Origin of the sequence: Flagellimonas pelagia (genome assembly GCF_003584135.1) — a bacterium.
Lineage (GTDB): Bacteria > Bacteroidota > Bacteroidia > Flavobacteriales > Flavobacteriaceae > Flagellimonas > Flagellimonas pelagia.
Window position 1 is genome coordinate 147886 of sequence record NZ_QXFI01000013.1, and the last position, 18873, is coordinate 166758.

13 protein-coding genes and 1 tRNA gene are annotated in these 18873 nt (G+C 43.2%); 7 read left to right on the top strand and 7 right to left on the bottom strand.

Going from position 1 to position 18873, the window contains the following annotated elements; all coding sequences use genetic code 11:
• Nucleotides 1–16 precede the first annotated feature (16 nt).
• Entirely contained in the window at nucleotides 17–1573 is a 1557-nt protein-coding gene (locus tag D2V05_RS05145) for a M28 family peptidase (RefSeq protein WP_119646661.1), read from the top strand.
• 102 nt (nucleotides 1574–1675) lie between these two features.
• Here D2V05_RS05145 and D2V05_RS05150 read toward each other — a convergent pair.
• Nucleotides 1676–1751, bottom strand: a tRNA-His gene (locus D2V05_RS05150).
• A gap of 384 nt (nucleotides 1752–2135) precedes the next feature.
• Between D2V05_RS05150 and D2V05_RS05155 the strand changes: the two genes are divergently transcribed.
• The gene (locus D2V05_RS05155) at nucleotides 2136–4106 is read left to right on the top strand and encodes a tetratricopeptide repeat-containing sensor histidine kinase (RefSeq protein WP_235855395.1); all 1971 of its coding nucleotides are present in this window, start codon (nucleotides 2136–2138) and stop codon (nucleotides 4104–4106) included.
• Here D2V05_RS05155 and bshB1 read toward each other — a convergent pair whose 3' ends face one another.
• From bshB1 to D2V05_RS05175, 4 genes are all read right to left on the bottom strand, one after another.
• Nucleotides 4107–4829 (bottom strand): bacillithiol biosynthesis deacetylase BshB1, encoded by a 723-nt coding sequence (bshB1, locus tag D2V05_RS05160; protein WP_119646449.1) that lies wholly within the window; start codon nucleotides 4827–4829, stop codon nucleotides 4107–4109.
• Nucleotides 4830–4836: 7 nt separating this feature from the next.
• A complete protein-coding gene (locus D2V05_RS05165) occupies nucleotides 4837–6003 on the bottom strand; it encodes a trans-sulfuration enzyme family protein (protein ID WP_119646450.1) in 1167 nt (388 codons plus the stop codon).
• A 35-nt stretch (nucleotides 6004–6038) separates the two neighbouring features.
• The gene (locus D2V05_RS05170) at nucleotides 6039–7415 is read right to left on the bottom strand and encodes an MATE family efflux transporter (protein WP_417935670.1); all 1377 of its coding nucleotides are present in this window, start codon (nucleotides 7413–7415) and stop codon (nucleotides 6039–6041) included.
• 205 nt (nucleotides 7416–7620) lie between these two features.
• Nucleotides 7621–10791, bottom strand: coding sequence for a cytochrome c biogenesis protein CcsA (locus tag D2V05_RS05175; protein WP_119646452.1), 3171 nt, complete (start codon nucleotides 10789–10791; stop codon nucleotides 7621–7623).
• A gap of 133 nt (nucleotides 10792–10924) precedes the next feature.
• On the opposite strand from D2V05_RS05175, the gene D2V05_RS05180 reads away from it, so the two are divergent.
• Genes D2V05_RS05180 through D2V05_RS05190 form a run of 3 tightly spaced genes read left to right on the top strand, consistent with a single transcriptional unit; the run spans nucleotide 10925 to nucleotide 12783 of the window.
• A complete protein-coding gene (locus D2V05_RS05180; RefSeq protein ID WP_119646453.1) occupies nucleotides 10925–11686 on the top strand; it encodes a Rossmann-like and DUF2520 domain-containing protein in 762 nt (253 codons plus the stop codon).
• Nucleotides 11670–12197 (top strand): KdsC family phosphatase, encoded by a 528-nt coding sequence (locus D2V05_RS05185; protein ID WP_119646454.1) that lies wholly within the window; start codon nucleotides 11670–11672, stop codon nucleotides 12195–12197. Before D2V05_RS05180 ends, D2V05_RS05185 begins: the two co-directional genes overlap by 17 nt.
• 22 nt (nucleotides 12198–12219) lie before the next feature.
• Nucleotides 12220–12783 carry a Maf-like protein gene (locus D2V05_RS05190; protein ID WP_235855396.1) on the top strand — a complete coding sequence of 188 codons (564 nt, stop codon included), beginning with the start codon at nucleotides 12220–12222 and terminating at the stop codon, nucleotides 12781–12783.
• Here the strand turns inward: D2V05_RS05190 and D2V05_RS05195 are convergent, their stop codons facing one another.
• Together D2V05_RS05195 and D2V05_RS05200 are read right to left on the bottom strand one after the other, a co-directional pair.
• The gene (locus D2V05_RS05195; protein ID WP_119641759.1) at nucleotides 12784–13014 is read right to left on the bottom strand and encodes a ferredoxin; all 231 of its coding nucleotides are present in this window, start codon (nucleotides 13012–13014) and stop codon (nucleotides 12784–12786) included.
• Nucleotides 13014–14258, bottom strand: a complete 1245-nt coding sequence (locus D2V05_RS05200; protein WP_119641883.1) for a peptidase U32 family protein — start codon at nucleotides 14256–14258, stop codon at nucleotides 13014–13016. The genes D2V05_RS05195 and D2V05_RS05200 overlap by 1 nt, the downstream gene beginning before the upstream one ends.
• 246 nt (nucleotides 14259–14504) lie before the next feature.
• Here D2V05_RS05200 and D2V05_RS05205 point away from each other — a divergent pair, with 246 nt between their 5' ends.
• Both D2V05_RS05205 and D2V05_RS05210 read left to right on the top strand, forming a co-directional pair.
• Nucleotides 14505–17036: a PIG-L family deacetylase gene (locus tag D2V05_RS05205; protein WP_119646456.1), complete on the top strand. Its 2532-nt coding sequence runs from the start codon at nucleotides 14505–14507 to the stop codon at nucleotides 17034–17036.
• Nucleotides 17037–17147: 111 nt separating this feature from the next.
• Nucleotides 17148–18860, top strand: coding sequence for a sodium:solute symporter family protein (locus tag D2V05_RS05210; RefSeq protein ID WP_119646457.1), 1713 nt, complete (start codon nucleotides 17148–17150; stop codon nucleotides 18858–18860).
• Nucleotides 18861–18873: the final 13 nt, after the last annotated feature.

The following is an 18873-nucleotide window of genomic DNA, read 5'->3' on the forward strand; positions in this document are numbered from 1 at the left end:
TGAAAACAAACCACACATGAAAAAATTATCCCTACTTGCCTTAGGTCTTGTGATGGCATGCAATTCTACCCAAAAAACGGCGTCAGAAGCACCCAAGACCATGAAGGCAGGAGACCCGGTACCCTTTGCGGAAACCATAACCCAAGATGACCTAAAAGAACACCTATACACCTATGCCTCCGATGAGTTTGAAGGAAGGGAGACGGGTAAACCGGGACAGAAAAAAGCAGTGGAATACTTGAAAGCTTTCTATGAATCCCAAGGCATAGCCGCTGCCCAAGGTAACGGTGACTACTTTCAGGAAGTCCCCTTGGAAGTTTCCAAAGTTCCTGAAGGAAATGTTACCATTAATGGTACAAGCTTTCCTCTAGGAGAAGATGTCATCACTTTCTCTTCTGCACAGGGGACCTACAACAATGTAATCTATGTGGGCTACGGTGTTGAGGAAGGTGATTATTCCGATTACAATGGAGTGGATGTAAGTGGAAAATTGGTGCTCATCAAAGCTGGGGAACCCATGAATGCGGATGGAACCTATTTGATTTCCGGAACCTCTGAAAAATCTGCTTGGGGCAACATGTCAGAAGGGATGGGTAAAAAATCCGAGCTTGCAGTTGAAAAGGGTGCTAAAGGAGTTTTGTACATGGATGAGCAGAATTTTGCCAGGTACAAAGGCTATTTCAATTATATGAAGAACAATGACAGTGGTCGTATGGAGTTGGCCGCGGACCACAATGATAATATGTTGTTCGTTTTGGATGAAAAGGCCGCCAAGGCCATCAAAAGTGATATAGCTGATGCCACAAAGGCCAGTTCCGTTCCCGTTAATCTAGGTCTTAATGTAACAAGTGGTAACGAAAAGTTGAGTTCGGAGAATGTTGCGGCCATCATAAGAGGCTCCGAAAAGCCCGATGAGTATGTGATTATTTCTTCCCACTTGGACCATATTGGAATCACTGGAAATGGGGAAATCAACAATGGCGCTGATGATGATGGTTCGGGCACGGTTTCCTTATTGGAGATTGCACAAGCTTTCAAAAAAGCGGCCGATGCCGGGGAAGGTCCAAAACGTTCCGTTGTTTTCTTACATGTGACCGGGGAAGAAAAGGGTCTTTTGGGTTCCAGATACTATACCGATATTGATCCCATTGTTCCGTTATCGGAAACTGTAGTGGACCTGAACATCGATATGATCGGAAGGATCGACCCCAATTACAAAGGCGCAAGAAACTACCTCTATTTGATCGGGCCGGACAAGTTGAGTACCGAACTGCACAACCTTTCGGAAGCCATCAACAAAAAGTATACGAACATTGAGTTCGATTACACCTATAATGACGAGAACGACCCCAATAGGTTTTATTATAGGAGTGACCATTACAATTTTGCGAAGAACAACATCCCGATCATCTTCTATTTCAACGGTACCCACGCAGATTATCACCGCCCTAGCGATACACCGGATAAAATCAATTACGATTTGATGGAAAACCGCGCCCGTTTGATTTTTTACACGGCATGGGAAATCGCCAACTTGGATCATCGATTGGTGGTGGACAAGGCATCTAAATAAATTTTAGCGATTACAAAATAGTAAGCCCTTATTTTATAAGGGCTTTTTTATTGGCTTAAAATAAAAAACCCAAGCCGTACAGCTTGGGTTTTGTCTACTTAAGGGTGGAAGACCGGGCTCGAACCGGCGACCTCTGGAACCACAATCCAGCGCTCTAACCAACTGAGCTACAACCACCATTTAAAGCGGATGCAAAAATACTTTTTTGTATTGATTCAACCAAAATATTTTATGACTTCCGCTCATTAAAATTTTCATTCTGTATTTGACCTGCATATCTGTAGTCATAACCCACTCAAAATCATGTGGTGCCAAGTTTGGTATAAATCATCGATGAAATGCCTATTTTACAAGACCAAACACACTATTTTTGACGTTTCACAACAATTTGTTCCTTTTAGGGCAACCAAAACTTATTTTTGCACTAAATTATTTCAACCTGTTGTTGTCAGAAAAAAACTTCATACACAAGTATAAAAGCCTACTCATTTCGTTAGTGGTATACAGCTGTACCCTACTCGTTTTCACACCCCTAACGGCGCAATTCAACAAAAGGGACAGTTTGGCTTTTAAGTTGCAACGGTTGGAATCCACTGAAAGGTTCAATCCCAAAGATACTTCACATATCAATCTCTTGATAAAACTGGCCAAATCATATCGATATTTGGACAGTGATAGCATCTACTCCATTGCAAGCAGAGTCCTAAAATACAGTGAGACCATCGATTACGATTATGGCAAAGTGAAAGGATTGGATGCTTTGGCTGAATATTATTATAACAAGGGAAACCGAAAAAAAGCCATGCCCTTGTTCCAAGAGGCCCTCCAATTGGCCAAGGATATGGAGAATATTGAATGTGAGGTTTCCATTATCAATACACTGGCCCAAAACTACAGTTTTGAAGGCAACTATGCTGAGGCATTAAACCTAAACCTAAAGGGAATCGATTTGGCGCGGCAAATCAACCAGCAACAAATGCTCTCGATCTTCAACGAGAATATTGCAAGCCTGTATGCAGACCAGAAGGATTTCAAGAATGCATTGATATTCTATGACACAGTACAAAAGATAAACCATAGATTGGGCAATGAGGTAGTCGATGCAGAAACACAAAGCAACATGGCTTCCTTGTATAAGGATGCAAAGGATTTTAAAAATGCCATGTTCAATATTAACCGTAGTATCAATACCTTTGAAAAACACGAAATAATCGATTGGCTTGCCTATGCCTATGAAGTAAAGGGAGATATTTATCTGGAACAGCAAAAATACCAATGGGCACTCTATTGGTATGACCAGAGTAACATGCTCTTTAAGAACCAGATAGAGGATGACAGGATCAAGATCCAATTGTTGAACGGGATGGCCAAGGTATATCTAGGACTTGAAAAAGATAGTCTTTCCATGGTGTACGCACAGGAAGGCCTTGGGCTTTCCTCCAAAATAAAATCCTTACAGGGACAGATAGATTGTTCCGAGACGTTATACAAGTTAAATAAAAAGAATGGTGACGACTCCAATGCCCTAGCGTATTTGGAGGCCTTCAAAAAGCTTTCCGACTCTTTATCCAGGGACAAGAACAAACAAAGTCTGTCCTTGTTAGAAACTAAGCTGCATTACGAACAAGAAAAGCAGGAGTTGATAGAAGCCAACGAAGAGGCCCTTGCCAAGCAGCGCAACTACATTTACTTTTCTGTCATTATTCTATTGATCCTCAGCATCATCACTTTTGTGATCAGACGTAGCGAGGGTATTCAGAAAAAATTGAACAAAGAACTCAAGGAAAAATCACAGGCGGTAACCGAAAGGGAAGCCGAGTTGCATGAAATAAATAAGACCAAGACCAAATTGTTCTCCATCATCGGACATGACCTTAGAGGGCCTATTGGTGCCCTTCAAGGGCTGCTGAAATTATTTACCGATGGCGAGATCTCCAAGGATGAATTTTTATCTTTCATTCCAAAACTGAAGACAGATGTAGAAAACATTTCCTTCACCCTTAACAACCTATTGTCCTGGGGCCAGAACCAATTGAACGGCGTGGTTACCACACCTAAGAGGGTCTCTTTGGACAAGATTGTGACCAGCAATATCCAATTGCTGTCCGAACTGGCCAAAAGTAAATCCATTAAACTCATCAACCAATTACCTGAAAATCCCCTCATATGGGCCGATCAAAACCAAATGGACATTGTAGTGAGGAATTTGCTGAGCAATGCCATTAAGTTTACTCCTGATAATGGTCTGATCACCATAGAGGCAGAAGAAAAGAAGGATATGTGGCAAGTTTCCGTTAGGGACACCGGTATTGGCATGAACGAGGAAATCCAGAAAAAAATCTTTAAAGATTCCACCAACGTTACCACCTATGGTACCAACAACGAGAAAGGTACCGGGCTCGGGCTTTCATTGTGCAAGGAAATGGTACTGAAAAATAAGGGTAAAATATGGGTGGAAAGTATTCCGCGTAAGGGGACCACATTCTTCTTTACCGTTCCCATGGCCGAAAAAAGATATCAAAAGGCAAGTTGATCAGATCAAATCGCCCAAACTGTCCACGGCGGCAAAACGCTCCACGGTAAATCCCTCGGCATATTCCACACCAACGATCCTTCCCAAATCCCTAGCTCGGTAAATGACGCTATCGATAAAATTCTTACTACTGATGGGGGTTTCCGGTTCGTCACTATTGGGGTCGTAAAATTGTGACCCATATGCTTTTATCGCTGCAATCTTGGTATCAATAAATCCAGTTACATCCATCACGAAATCAGGTTCCAAGTTTTTCCATTGGATGTAATGATAAACCACTTTGGGTCGCCAGGGTTCCTGCCACTCATCATGCCCGTCCATTTTTGTGTCGATTTTGACGAGACCACTCAAAAAACAGGCATCGCTTACCAGTTTACTCCCCTTCCCATGGTCAATATGGCGATCGTCCACCGCATTGCACAATACAATTTCAGGTCTGTACAGCCTTATCATTTTGATAAGCTCAAGTTGATGTTCCTTGTCATTTACAAAAAAACCATCGGCGAATTCCATGTTTTCCCGTACAGAAATCCCTAAGATTTTGGCAGAAGCCGTCGCTTCCCTGTCCCTGATTTCTGCAGACCCCCGGGTTCCCAATTCCCCACGGGTCAAATCCACAATTCCTACTTTTTTTCCTTTGGAAACCTCTTTGGCGATTGTCGCACCAGCTCCAAGTTCTGCGTCATCGGGGTGTGCCCCGAATACTAAAATGTCTAATTTCATAAGCTACTTATGCGGTAACCGTTAGGGCCTTTACCTTGGCAATGGCCTGTTCAATATCCGCTATGATGTCTTCGGTTTCTTCTATTCCCAATGAAAAACGTATCAGGGAATCCTTAATCCCCTGTTTTTCCCTGTCCTCAGCACTCATCAACGCATGTGATGTGGTCACGGGAGAAGTCATGGTGCTCTCCACCCCTGCCAAACTCATGACAGGTTTGACCAATTTTAGATGTTTGTAAAAAAGCGCATGGTCTACATTTGGCAATTCAAACGACAGCATACCTCCGAATCCCTGCATTTGGGATTTGGCCAGTTCGTGATCTGGATGGGTTTCCAAGCCTGGATAATATACAGTAGCCACATCTTCGTTCTGGTTTAGGTAAAGTGCCATTTTCATCGCATTTTCATTTTGGGCCCTTACCCGCAATGCCATGGTCTTCATACTACGCTCCAACAGCCAAACGGTATAGTCGTTCAAGCTGCCACCAAAGCAAATCCCGGTCTGGAACACTTTCTCCATATTTTCTTTTGATGAAGCCACCACCCCGGCACAAATATCCGAATGCCCACCCATATACTTGGTGGCACTGTGCAGCACCACATCCACCCCAAGATCTATTGGGGTTTGGTTGATGGGACTTGCAAACGTATTGTCTATCATGGTCAGTATTCCGTTGTGCTTCGCCAACTTGGACACTCCCTTAATATCCGTTATGGTAAGAAGCGGGTTGGAAGGCGTTTCCATATAGATCAGTTTGGTATTGGGCTTGATCTCGTTTTCAAAATCTTTAGGTTCCCAACCATCGGTGAAGGAATAGGAAATACCAAACTTTGGAAACTGAGTCACTGCAAAATGATAGGTTCCCCCATAAATGGTCTGTTGCAGCACCACGTGATCCCCGGCTTGTAAAAAACTCATAAGGGCTGTACTTATGGCGGCCATGCCACTACCAAAAATTAAAGCGGCCTCGGCATGTTCCAAGGCCGCCATTTTTTTACAGAGTGCTTCTTGATTAGGGGTATTGAAGTATCTGGGATATCGTTTTACATCCACTTCACCGAATTGATAAGATGTACTCATGTACAATGGAGAAGTCGCTCCTTTGTACAATGTATCTTCCAATTCCCCTTCGTGGGTACATAACGTATTGATGCCTTTTTTGTCTATGTTCATGGTGGTCGATCTTTAGGCTAAAGATACGAAACCCATCATACTTGCACCTGCTTCCAGTTTCCTTTTTTAAACCATACCATGGCAATAATGGCCAATATGACTTCTGCCAACGTAATTGCGACAAAAACGCCCATGGCGCCCCATTCCAAGACCAATGCTGCAATATAGGCCAAGGGAAGTTGGAACACCCAGAACGAAATCAGATTGATCTTGGTCGGAGTCTTTGTGTCACCAGCCCCATTAAAGGCTTGGCTCACTACCATACCGTAGGCATAGAAAATATAACCGGCCGCTATGACCTGCAGACAGAGGGACCCGTTTTTAACCACATCGGGCGTAGTGTTGAACCACGAAATAATTTGCTTGGCAAAGATGAGATAGACCAATGAAACCGTTCCCATAAAAATGGCATTGTACTTGCCCGTTTTCCAAACAGAAATTTCAGCTCTATCGGGTTGTTTGGCACCTAAATTCTGTCCTACCAAAGTAGCTGCTGCGTTGCTCATGCCCCAGGATGGCATCAAGGTGAACATCATCACCCGAATGGCAATGGTATAGCCTGCCAAAACTTCGCTACCAAACTCAGACATGATCCGCATCAAAAAAATCCAACTCGATGTACCAATCAAGAACTGCGCAATACCTCCCAATGAAACCTTGATCAGGTTCACCATCACCTTGAAATTTAGGACCAAGTCAGACAAAACCAGTTTGATCTTGCCCCATCCGAAGAACAATATCCCTAATTGGAAAAGGACTGCTGACCCCCGACCGATATTGGTGGCAATGGCTGCTCCCATAACACCGTATTCGGGAATGGGGCCAAACCCAAAGATGAACATGGGGTCCAAAATAATGTTGAGTCCATTGGACAATACCAAGGCCCACATGGCGATGGAGGCGTTCCCTGCTCCCCTGAAAATGGCGTTGATCAAAAACAGCAGTACCACAGTGATATTACCCCCAATCATGAATTTGGTATAGCCAAAACCTTCCTCGATCAGATCAGGTTCCCCTCCCATCAAGGCCAAAATTTCCTTGGCGAACACAATGCCTATTATTCCCAAGATTACCGAAATCAACACTCCAAGACTAATGGCCTGGACCGCTGCAACCCTGGCCCCTTGAACGTCTTTCTCGCCAATTCTTCGGGCTACAACTGCTGTAGCCGCCATACTCAACCCGATGGCCAAGGCATATACTAAAGTAATAACGGATTCCGTAAGCCCAATGGTGGCCACCGCATTTACACTCACTTTGGAAACGTAAGCAATGTCTACCAAAGCAAAAATGGATTCCATGAGCATTTCCAAAATCATGGGAATGGAGAGCATAAATATCGCCCTACGGATGCTGCCTGTTGTAAATTCTGTTTCTTTTCCGGATACAGCAATCCAGAAATATTGAATCATTTTTTTGAATGAAAATGTATTTTGATGTGTCATTTTAAAAGAATTATGTGTGAGAAATGTGTGGAAATGTCAACCGTACCGAAAAGTGTTTCGGTTACTTTTTTGGCATAAAGCCAAATGTGACATCTATAGCGTACATAATTCTTATAACTTCATGATGAAGCAAAGATGCAACTTTTTTTTAAAGGGAAAAGAAAAATCTTAATTATTTGGCGTAGTGCACTTTATATCTCCAATAACTGATGCCTCCCAAAATAAATACCCCTAATACCGTGAACCAAACAAAACTTGGCGTAATTACTTGTTCTCCACTGGCATAACTATGGAGTCCCACCAAATAGAAGTTCACCCCAAAATAGGTCATCATGATACTTGAAAAAGCCAAGACACTGGCAAAATTGTAAATCCATTTACCCCTTAGACCAGGCACAAGCCGCATGTGGAGCACAAAGGCATAGACCATAATGGAGATAAGCGCCCAAGTCTCTTTGGGATCCCAGCCCCAGTAACGCCCCCAACTTTCGTTGGCCCATTGTCCCCCTAAAAAGTTGCCAATAGTAAGCATAACCAAACCTGCGGTCAAAGCCAATTCGTTGATCACGGTAAGCTCCTTGATATTGAGACCCATCCGTTTTTTGTTCTTATCGGTCGTCAAAATCATCAACAACAAGGAAACCACACCAAGGATCATGCCCACGGTAAACGGACCGTAGCTTCCCACAATAACGGCTACGTGTATCATCAACCAATAACTATCCAGAACAGGTTGTAGGTTGGCAATAGCAGGATCTACCCAACTCTGGTGGGCAATCCACAGCAACATGGAAGTAACAAAAGCACTGGCGGCAATGGTAAGCTCACTTTTTCTACCCAGAGCCAGTCCAATGCCCATGGTAGCCCAAGAGACATACAGAATGCTTTCATAGGCATCGCTCCAAGGCGCGTGACCCGAAATATACCAACGCAACACCAAACCAATGGTGTGCCAGATAAAGAACAGGATAATGGTCCCTTTGAGAAGATAGGCGAAAGCTTTTAAAATTTTCCGCTCCTTGAAAATTTGGATCATGAGCACCAAGAACAGGATTACCCCCACCATTGCATAGTATTTGTACAATCGGTTGAAGAGATCTAGTTTGTTGTAGATGATCTCGGTCTTGACCTTATTGTCGGATGGTAAGACTTCCTCCCCATGATTCTTTTGGTTCTGTTTGAAAGCTTCCAACATACGGTCCGGTTGGGAGTAATCTCCAGTAACGATAGACTGTTGCAAGGAATTCAGGTAAAATGGAATGGCATTCCGAATAAAGTTGGAATACAACGAGTCTTGAACTTGGTAATTACCACTCCGATATTCCACCGCGGATACCCATTTGTTGTTCTCATCGTTCAACAAGGGAAATATTTTTACCATATTTCCGCTCAGGGCCATATCCAATAGGCTTAACCTTTCCCCCACCTTTTTAATGTCCTTTTCAAAATTGGAAGGATTGGTGGTAGAGGTGGCTTGCTCTAGATAAGAACGAAGTTTGTAAGCTCCTTTTTCATCAAAAAAATCGGTAGCTTTTACATATTTAGTACCTGACGGAACGCCAATGACCTTGCGGATGCTATCGTTTTGCCATTTACCCACTTCAATCAAATCCACGGTATACCAAACACCTGGATTCAGCATCATGGAAAGGAAAACCTGATTGGCAGACATATCCTTGTACTTGTCCTTTCCACTTAACTTTCTTAACAATTCAGAAGAAAACGTGTGTATAGGCTTCATTCTTCCGGCACCATCTTGGATGACCAAGGCTCCGAATTTTTCAGCATGCTCCTTGGCAACGGTTGTGGCCTTAAGTACGGAATCAATCTGTGCTTGGGTCGGCATTGTGGAGTGTCCATGTTCATCCGTGGTTTCTTGTGCATGTGCTCCGGTTAAAGCTAGCAACAAAAAAGCTATGGCCAAAGCTGCTTTCTTAGCCTTGATTTTCTCCAACATCTGTTGTAGATCTTTAAAGCGCGTATCCCCAAAGAACATGATGCCCATCAATCCGATATAGAGCAAGAAATAGCCAATATAGGTAATCCATGTACCCCAAAAGTCGTGGTTTACAGAAAGAACGGTTCCTTTTTCATCTGGGTCAAAACTGGACTGAAAAAACCGATAACCTTTATGGTCCAAAACATGGTTCATATAAATGTCATAGTCGAAAGGTCGTTCGTCATGAACAGTAACACGACTCATGAAGGAAGCATAACCGGTCTCGGTTCCTGGATATTTTTCGGCAATAAAATCGTTGAGTTCAATGGAAAAAGGCAGTTCATATATCTTGGAGCCATAACTCAAGGAGAAATCCAATCCGCCCACATTGATCTTGTCCGAAAAATTGGTAGTGCCCTGTCCTCCCAAAAGCTTTACTTCTTTGGATTCACCGTTGGATGAAATGGATACAATCAGGGCATCTTGCGTAACCTTGGTGATTTCTTCATCCGGCACCTTCACAATACCATACGTGCCCTTCACCAAGGGTTCTGGGATCACGAATTGCATTCCCGCCATATTGTAGAGCGAACGCAGTTGTAGGGTTTGAAGGCTATCCTGAACCACTTCTCCCTGAAACTGATCGGCCATGCGCATAAAGTTTCCTTCAAAAGGGGGTTTGATCTGGTATCCTCCTTTTTCCGAATAAAAAATGTTTATCGCCCCATCGGTTTCGTTGTTCAAGGCAAAAAGCACATTATGGATGCTGGCAATCTTTCCGTTTTCCAAATAATGTTCGTGGCGTTGCCCATTTCCGGCTTCCACAATCTGAAGGTATTCGGTGCCATTTTCATCGGGAATCAATCCCTTCTCCGCTCCTCGGATAAAATCCACATAGGAAATGGTAAAGGGTTGCCCGTTAAAATCGGATTTCCATGGTAAACTAGAACGTTTTCCTTCGGGGGTCACCAAAATATCATCTTCCAAAATGCGACGCTTGGTTTCCCCATTGATCTCCCCATCAATGTAGGCAGTCAAAAACGTTTTATCCGAATAAAATACCTTCTCATTAGCCCCTTCGCGGATAGGCATCCTGCCTTCAAAGCTGATATAACGGGTAACAAAAGCGCCTACAATGATTAAAATCCAAGAAAGGTGCAACACCAGAATGGCCCATTTTTTCCAATTCAACAATTGGTATCTGTAGATATTCCCTATAAAATTGATTACAAAAAAGACCATGATGGCCTCGAACCAAGTGGTATTGTAGATATAGATTCGGGCAGTTTCAGTGCTGTACGAGCTTTCCACAAAGGTACCGATGGCCATTGCTGCTGCAAAAACCAAAAATAGAACGGCCATAAGTCTTGTGGAAAAAAGGGTCTTTTTGAGAAAATCGATCATGGAAATTCAGTATGCTTACGGCTCGCAAAAATACGGCCTTTTTACCATTTTGTCGTTTTTAGGTCTATAAATAATCCCACAGATTTGTTAATTATGAGAATGATGCATCTATCCTAAATTTGTAGTTTTGGGCATGCTCAACGTTGTGTTACTGGGTACCGGAAACCTTGCCAGACATTTGTTCCTGGCCATATCCCGATCGGATAGGGCCCAAATTGTGCAGGTAGTAGGCAGAAATCTCAATGACTTATCCTGGTTTTCCCATCATACGGCCGTCTCCAATGATTTTAATGATGTTTTTGATGCCAATGTTTACTTGATTGCGGTTAAGGACGATGCCATTGCAGGGGTCTCAAAATGCTTGACCAACAAATCGGGCATTGTGGCACATACTTCCGGGGCAACGGATATGGATGTTCTTATTCCTGAAAACAAAGGCGTTTTCTACCCTTTACAGTCCTTTACCAAAGGCAGGGAACTGGATTTCAAGAACATTCCCATCTGTGTGGAAGCCAAAAAGGAATCCTCGCTTCAAGTGTTGAAACAATTGGCAGATTCCATTTCTTCCAATGTACAGGAAATCGATTCCGACCAGCGAAGAAAATTGCATCTTGCAGCGGTCTTCGTGAGCAACTTCACCAATTATCTGTATGGTGTGGGTCAAGAAATCTGCTCGGAAGAAGGACTTTCGTTCGACCTTTTGAAACCATTGATCTTGGAAACTGCGAAAAAGGTGCAGACCTTTGCACCGCGTGAAGCCCAAACGGGTCCTGCCAGACGGAATGATGTTTTGAGCATGCAAAATCACCTGAACCTATTGAAAAATGAAAAACACATCGCCCTGTATAAACTGTTGAGCGATACCATAAAAGAAGTTTATGAAGAAAAACTATAAAGAGCTTTTGAGCAACATCACCACCTTTATTTTTGATGTGGATGGTGTTTTTACCGATGGCTCTGTTCTCATTACCTCTGACGGGGAGTTACTCCGAAAAATGAGTGTGAAGGATGGCTATGCTGTTAAAACTGCCATTCAAAAAGGGTATAACATCTGCATCATCACCGGGGGCACCAATCCTGGTGTAAAGGAACGACTTAAAGGTTTAGGGGTCACAGATTTTTATATGGGTGCCCATCATAAGGAAGAGCCCTTGAAAGAGTATCTCGACATTTATAGCATAGATTCCCAAAGCGTTGTATATATGGGTGATGATCTTCCAGACATACCGCCCATGAAGATGGTGGCCTTGGCGACTTCCCCACAAAATGCAGTGCCAGAAGTGAAGGCCATTTCTGACTATGTTTCCCATAAAAATGGAGGCGATGGTTGTGTCAGGGACATTATAGAACAAGTTTTAAAAGTTCGAGGGGATTGGAACGATAATTTTAGCGCCAAGAATGACTAAGAATCCACTAAAGGAAAAACTAATGGAAATCAAAATCATTCTGGGATCTGGATCCCCAAGACGCAAAATGTTCTTGGAAGAATTGGGGCTCGAATTTGAAGTTCGGACCAAATCAGTGGAAGAAGTTTATCCCGAACACCTTCAAGACAAAGAAATATCGGATTACCTGGCCCAATTGAAAGCCGAACCCTTCAAAGCTGAGTTAAAATCCAACGAGGTCGTTATCACCTCGGATACGGTGGTTTGGCACAAAGGGATCTCATTGGCAAAAGCCGCCGATGAAGAAGAAGCCTTTACGATGTTACGGACACTTTCCGGGGACTGGCATGAAGTGATCACATCGGTATGTTTTACTTCGAAAGAATTCCAAAAAACCGTCAGTGCCGTTACCAAGGTGAAATTCAAAGAGTTCACCGATGACGAAATCAACTACTATATTGAAGAATTCGAACCGTTCGACAAAGCTGGTGCTTATGGCATTCAGGAATGGATCGGGATGATCGGAATTGAAGAAATCCAAGGGTCCTACTCCAATGTTGTGGGTTTGCCCACCCATTTGGTGTACGAGACGCTGATGAACCTTTGATCAAATACTTTTTACCGAAATAATCTTTACAGGACAAGCTTTTGCCGCTTGTTCACAGTTATCAAAGATATCGTCATCATGTGATTTGATTGTATGGAAACCTTTCTTGTTCTGGGCGTGCAGCAAAACGGATTTACCATCTTTTTTGGACATGGCGAACTGCTCCGGGGCCATTTCCACGCAGTAATTACACCCAATACACTTTTCGCGCTGCAAGGTCACTACAACCATTAGGCCTCTACCTTATTTTCAACAATTTTGTACAATTTGTCGGAAGGTCTGATCCTGAATTCCAAAGGAATGGTTACGGAATCCCCCTTCTTTCCTGTAGAGATTTGGGCATCGTTCACCAGCATTTGGGTCACCTTCATTTCTTTGGCTCCTGTGGTAGGGCCAGTAATCAAGATGGTATCGCCGATGGAAATATCATAAGCCTCAATACTGAATTCCCCAATATTGGTCTTGGGAAAGAAATGTGCCCCTTTTCCGATGTAGACTTTTTTCTGGGTGGCCGAAGAACCAGGAATTTTGCTCCACTCCCCTAATTTTTGGCCTAGGTAGTATCCACTCCAAAAACCACGATTGTAGACCTTTTCCAGTTCCTGCATCCAAGTGATCACCTTTTCTTTATCGTAGGTTCCATTGTACAGACTATCAATGGCCTGACGGTAACAGCCAATGACCTTGGCTACATATTCAGGTGCCCTGCCCCTTCCCTCGATCTTCAATACTTTGATACCTGCATCGGCCACTTGATCCAAAAAATCGATAGTGCAAAGATCCTTGGGTGACATGATGTACTCATTGTCGAGTTCCATTTCAAAACCGGTCTCTTGATCGATCACCGTGTATTTTTTTCTACAGTTTTGCTTGCATGCTCCTCTGTTGGCAGAAGAATTATAGGAATGAAGGCTCATATAACATTTGCCCGAAACAGCCATGCACAAGGCTCCATGACCAAAAATCTCTATCTCTACCAATCGACCTGATGGACCTTTGATCTGCTCCTTTTCTATTTGATCGGTGATTTTTTTTACTTGTCTCAAACTCAATTCTCGACTCAACACCATTGTATCCGCAAAAAGGGCGTAAAACTTCACTGTCTCTATGTTGGTGACATTGATCTGTGTGGAAATATGTACTTCCAACCCGAGTTCCCTGGCAGAAGCAATTACCGCCTGATCCATGGCAATAATAGCCGTAAGATCGGCCTCCTTGGCTTTTTTGAGCAATGTTTTCACGATGGAAAGATCGTGATCGTAAATGATGGTATTCAAAGTAAGGTAGGTCCTAACCCCTTTTTCCTTGCATCTTCTGGATATTTCGGGAAGATCATCCAAAGTAAAGTTGATGGATGCCCTTGCCCGCATGTTCAACTGCTCCACCCCAAAATAAACAGAATCCGCCCCATTGTCCAAGGCCGCTTGCAACGATTCAAAGTTGCCTGCCGGTGCCATCAGTTCTATCTGTTGCATTCCCATTACTTTATTGCTTCAATTTTTTTGCAAAACTACGCTTTTAGCTTGCATAACAAAAAGTTAAGTGTGATTGTTATTTTTCGTATTCCTATACGATATAAAAACTATGATTTAACTTTATCGATGAGTTCAGATCCACAACCCTTTTATTTGTAACGTATGCGCCATGTTAAAACTGTTCTAAATAACCGAAGCCCTATTTTTTATCTTTCTATATTTGGTTCAACCACTAACAAACCAACCATGAAGCACTTTTGGGCCTGTTTTTTATTTCTTGCATTTTTAAGTTCCAACTCCTTAGCCCAAAAACCTGATAAACCTACTACTTCAGAAATTTATCACCACCTTCAAAAGTTGAACTTTTTGGGGACTGCCCTTTATGTGGCGGCCCACCCGGATGACGAGAACACCAATCTGATTTCATATCTATCCAACCATGAACATGCCCATACCGTGTACTTGTCCATGACCCGTGGGGATGGCGGACAGAACTTGATCGGTTCAGAGCTTCGTGAGCTTTTAGGCGTATTACGTACCGAAGAACTTTTGGCAGCACGAAATATTGATGGTGGGGAACAACGATTTACAAGGGCCAACGATTTTGGTTTTTCCAAACACCCAAATGAAACCTTGAAAATTTGGGACAAGGATAAGGTGTTGAGCGATGTGGTTTGGGCTATTCGGAACATAAAACCTGATGTCATCATCAACCGTTTTGACCATCGTACACCGGGATCTACACATGGCCACCATACCTCTTCCGCCATTTTGAGTATGGAAGCCTTTGATCTGGCCAATGATGCCACAGCCTATCCCGAACAATTAAAATCAACTTCACTTTGGCAACCCAAAAGAGTATTTTTCAATACTTCGTGGTGGTTTTATGGCAGTCAGGAAAATTTCGAGAAAGCCGACAAGTCCAATTTGGTGAAAATGGATGTGGGCGCTTATTATCCTGATTTAGGGTTGTCCAACAACGAGATTGCCGCTATGGCACGCAGCCAGCATTTATGTCAAGGTTTTGGAAGATTGACCGATCGCGGGTCTTCTGATGAATACGTTGAATTTTTGAAGGGAGACAAGCCTACCAACAACGATCTTTTTGCTGGCATCAATACTACCTGGTCACGTGTGAAGGGTGGTGAGGCTGTTGGGGAAATCTTATACAAAGTTCAGGACAATTTTGACTTTAGGGATCCATCCAAACACCTTCCCGATTTGGTGAAAGCTTACCAATTACTCCAAAAAGTGGAGGATGACCATTGGAGAACCCTTAAATCCGAAGAACTCAAAAATCTTATTTTGGAATGCGCCGGATTATATCTGGAAGCCAGTTCCGAATCGGGAACCACAACACCGGGAAGTACAGCCAAAATCCGAATAGAGGCCATAAACCGGAGTGCGCGGAACATCACCTTGAAAGAAATTGATATTATTGGGGCTTCTTCAAAATTGACACCCAATGCTGCATTGTCCAATAACGAGGAAAAGAATTTTGAAATCAGTTTTACCGTTCCGGAAAACACCAATTACACAAGTCCCTATTGGCTGAACGAGCCGGGGACTTTGGGCACTTACACGGTAAACGATCAAAGTTTAATTGGAAAACCGGAAACACCTGCCGCTTTCGTTGCGCGATTTGTACTGAATCTTGCTGGTACTGATATCGCATTCGATAAACCAGTAGTCCACCGATTTTCCAAACCCGATAAAGGAGAATTGTACGAGCCATTTGCTGTTTTGCCCGAAGCCACTTCAAAAATTGATGAAAAGGTACTGATCTTCGCCACGGATGCCACTAAAGACATTCAAGTTAAGGTTAGGGCTGGGAAAGACAATGTAGCGGGCACAGTTGCTTTGGATCTCCCAACTGGATGGACCGTAACTCCGTCCAGTATTCCTTTCAACATTCCACAAAAAGGACAGGAAGTAACGGTAACCTTCAAGGTAACACCGCCCCATACGGACAGCGAAGGAAAAATTTCGCCTATAATTACCATTGGAAACAAGAAGTATGGCAAGGAACTTGTGGAAATTAATTACGACCATATCCCAAGGCAATCCATTTTGTTGCCATCCGAAGCCAAAGTCGTTCGAATGGATATTCAAAAATCCGGGGAACACATTGCCTATATTATGGGAGCTGGGGATATGGTTCCGGAAAGTTTGGAGCAAATTGGGTATCAGGTACATATCATCGACCCCAATGATATCCAAAAAGGTTCTTTGGATAAATATGATGCTGTTGTAGTTGGAATTAGGGCATACAACGTGGTGGAAGCCTTGAAATTCAAACAACCCCTACTTTTTGAATATGTAAAAAATGGGGGAACCATGATCGTACAGTATAATACGGCAGGAAGATGGGCCAGCCAGTTTGAAAATATTGCTCCATACGATCTTACCTTATCCAGTGATAGGGTTACCGATGAAAACTCGGAGGTGAAGATCGTAGCGCCAGGGAATCCTTTGATGAACTACCCCAACAACATCCAAAAAAGCGATTTTGATGGATGGGTACAAGAAAGGGGGCTCTATTATCCAAAGACTTGGAGTTCAGAGTTTACCCCGGTAATTTCTATGGGTGACGAAGGGGAATCACCCACTGAAGGAAGCCTTTTGGTGGCACCATACGGAGAAGGTCATTATATTTACACCGGATTGAGCTTTTTCAGGGAACTCCCTGCCGGTGTATCCGGAGCTTATAAGCTTTTTGCGAATATGCTGTCCGTTGGAAAAAGTGAAGTAAAAAAAGAAAGTAATGTCAAAGGATAATATGGATACCAAAATGGAATGGAAAAAGGAATACACGGTTGTGGTCCTTTTGAACGCCATTTATATTTTGATTTTTTACTTCATCATGCTACTAAATAACTAGAATTCTTAATGGCCTTATTAGATTGGATCATTCTTGGCAGTACACTATTGTTCATAGTAACCTATGGCGTTTGGAAAACCCGAGGCAGCAAGGATGTTGATGATTACGTTCGTGGTGGAAACGATGTGAAATGGTGGACCATCGGTTTGTCCGTTATGGCAACCCAGGCCAGTGCCATTACCTTTTTATCCACACCAGGTCAGGCTTTTCATGATGGGATGGGGTTTGTGCAGTTTTATTTTGGACTGCCCTTGGCCATGATCGTCATCTGTTTGATCTTCATTCCTATATATAAAAAATTAAAGGTTTTTACCGCTTATGAAATGTTGGAAGGGCGTTTCGACCTGAAGACCAGAACCTTAACAGCCATTTTGTTCTTGGTACAACGCGGACTTGCTGCGGGTATCACCATTTTTGCACCTTCCATCATTCTTTCGGCTGTTTTGGGATGGGACCTCCGTACTTTAAATATCATCATCGGGATACTGGTGATCATCTATACGGTTTCCGGAGGAACCAAGGCGGTCAGCGTTACGCAAAAGCAGCAGATGTTCATCATCATGATGGGGATGTTCTTTGCCTTTTTCTTTATTCTAGGGGCACTGCCTACGGATATTTCCTTTGATAAAGCATTGAAAATCGCTGGGGCCAACAACAAACTCAATATTCTCGACTTTACCTTCGACACCAATAATCGATATACATTCTGGAGTGGTATCACTGGTGGATTCTTCTTGGCCCTCGCCTATTTCGGAACAGACCAAAGTCAGGTACAACGATATCTTTCCGGAGCATCGATACGGGAAAGTCAATTGGCCTTGGTCTTCAATGGCATCTTTAAGATTCCGATGCAATTTTTCATCCTATTGGTCGGTGCCATGGTTTTTGTGTTCTATCAGTACAATACTTCACCACTAAATTTCAACCCCGCAGCCACGCAAGCCGTAATGACCTCTGAATATGCCGATGAATATGCGGCCCTTGAGGAGGACCATAAAAAAATCGAAATGGAAAAGCAGATTGCCCAACATGCGTATTCCGGGGCTTTGGAGCTGAAAGAATATAACGCCATTGAACAGGCCAAACGAGATATCATCAAAATAAATGAAAAGGAAAAAGCAAGCAGGGATGCCGCAAAGGAGCTCATTACAAAGGCCAACACACAGGTGGAAACCAATGACAAGGACTATGTGTTCATCCACTTTATCCTCCACAATCTTCCAGTGGGACTGATTGGATTGTTATTGGCCGTGATTTTATCGGCAGCCATGTCTTCCACGGCATCGGAGTTGAATGCTTTGGGCACCATCACCGCCCTTGACCTGTATAAGAGAAACCTGAAAAAAGAACGGGATCCCAAACACTACCTCATGGCAACCAAAGGGTTTACATTGTTATGGGGAATCCTGGCCATATGCATTGCCAACGTGGCCAACCTTTTTGATAATTTGATACAATTGGTCAACATCATTGGATCTATTTTCTATGGGAATGTATTGGGCATTTTCCTTCTTGCATTTTTCTTCAAGTTCGTAAAGGGAAATGCAGTTTTTGTCGCGGCCATCGTGACCCAGATTATTGTCATTATTGGTTGGTACCTGGATTGGATGTCCTATCTGTGGCTCAATGCCTTTGGCTGTGTTTTGGTCATCCTATTGGCCACCATTACGCAAGGTTTTGATAACTTCTTGGGCAACTCTCCTGTGAAAGTAGAGGAATAAAAAAACCCACTTT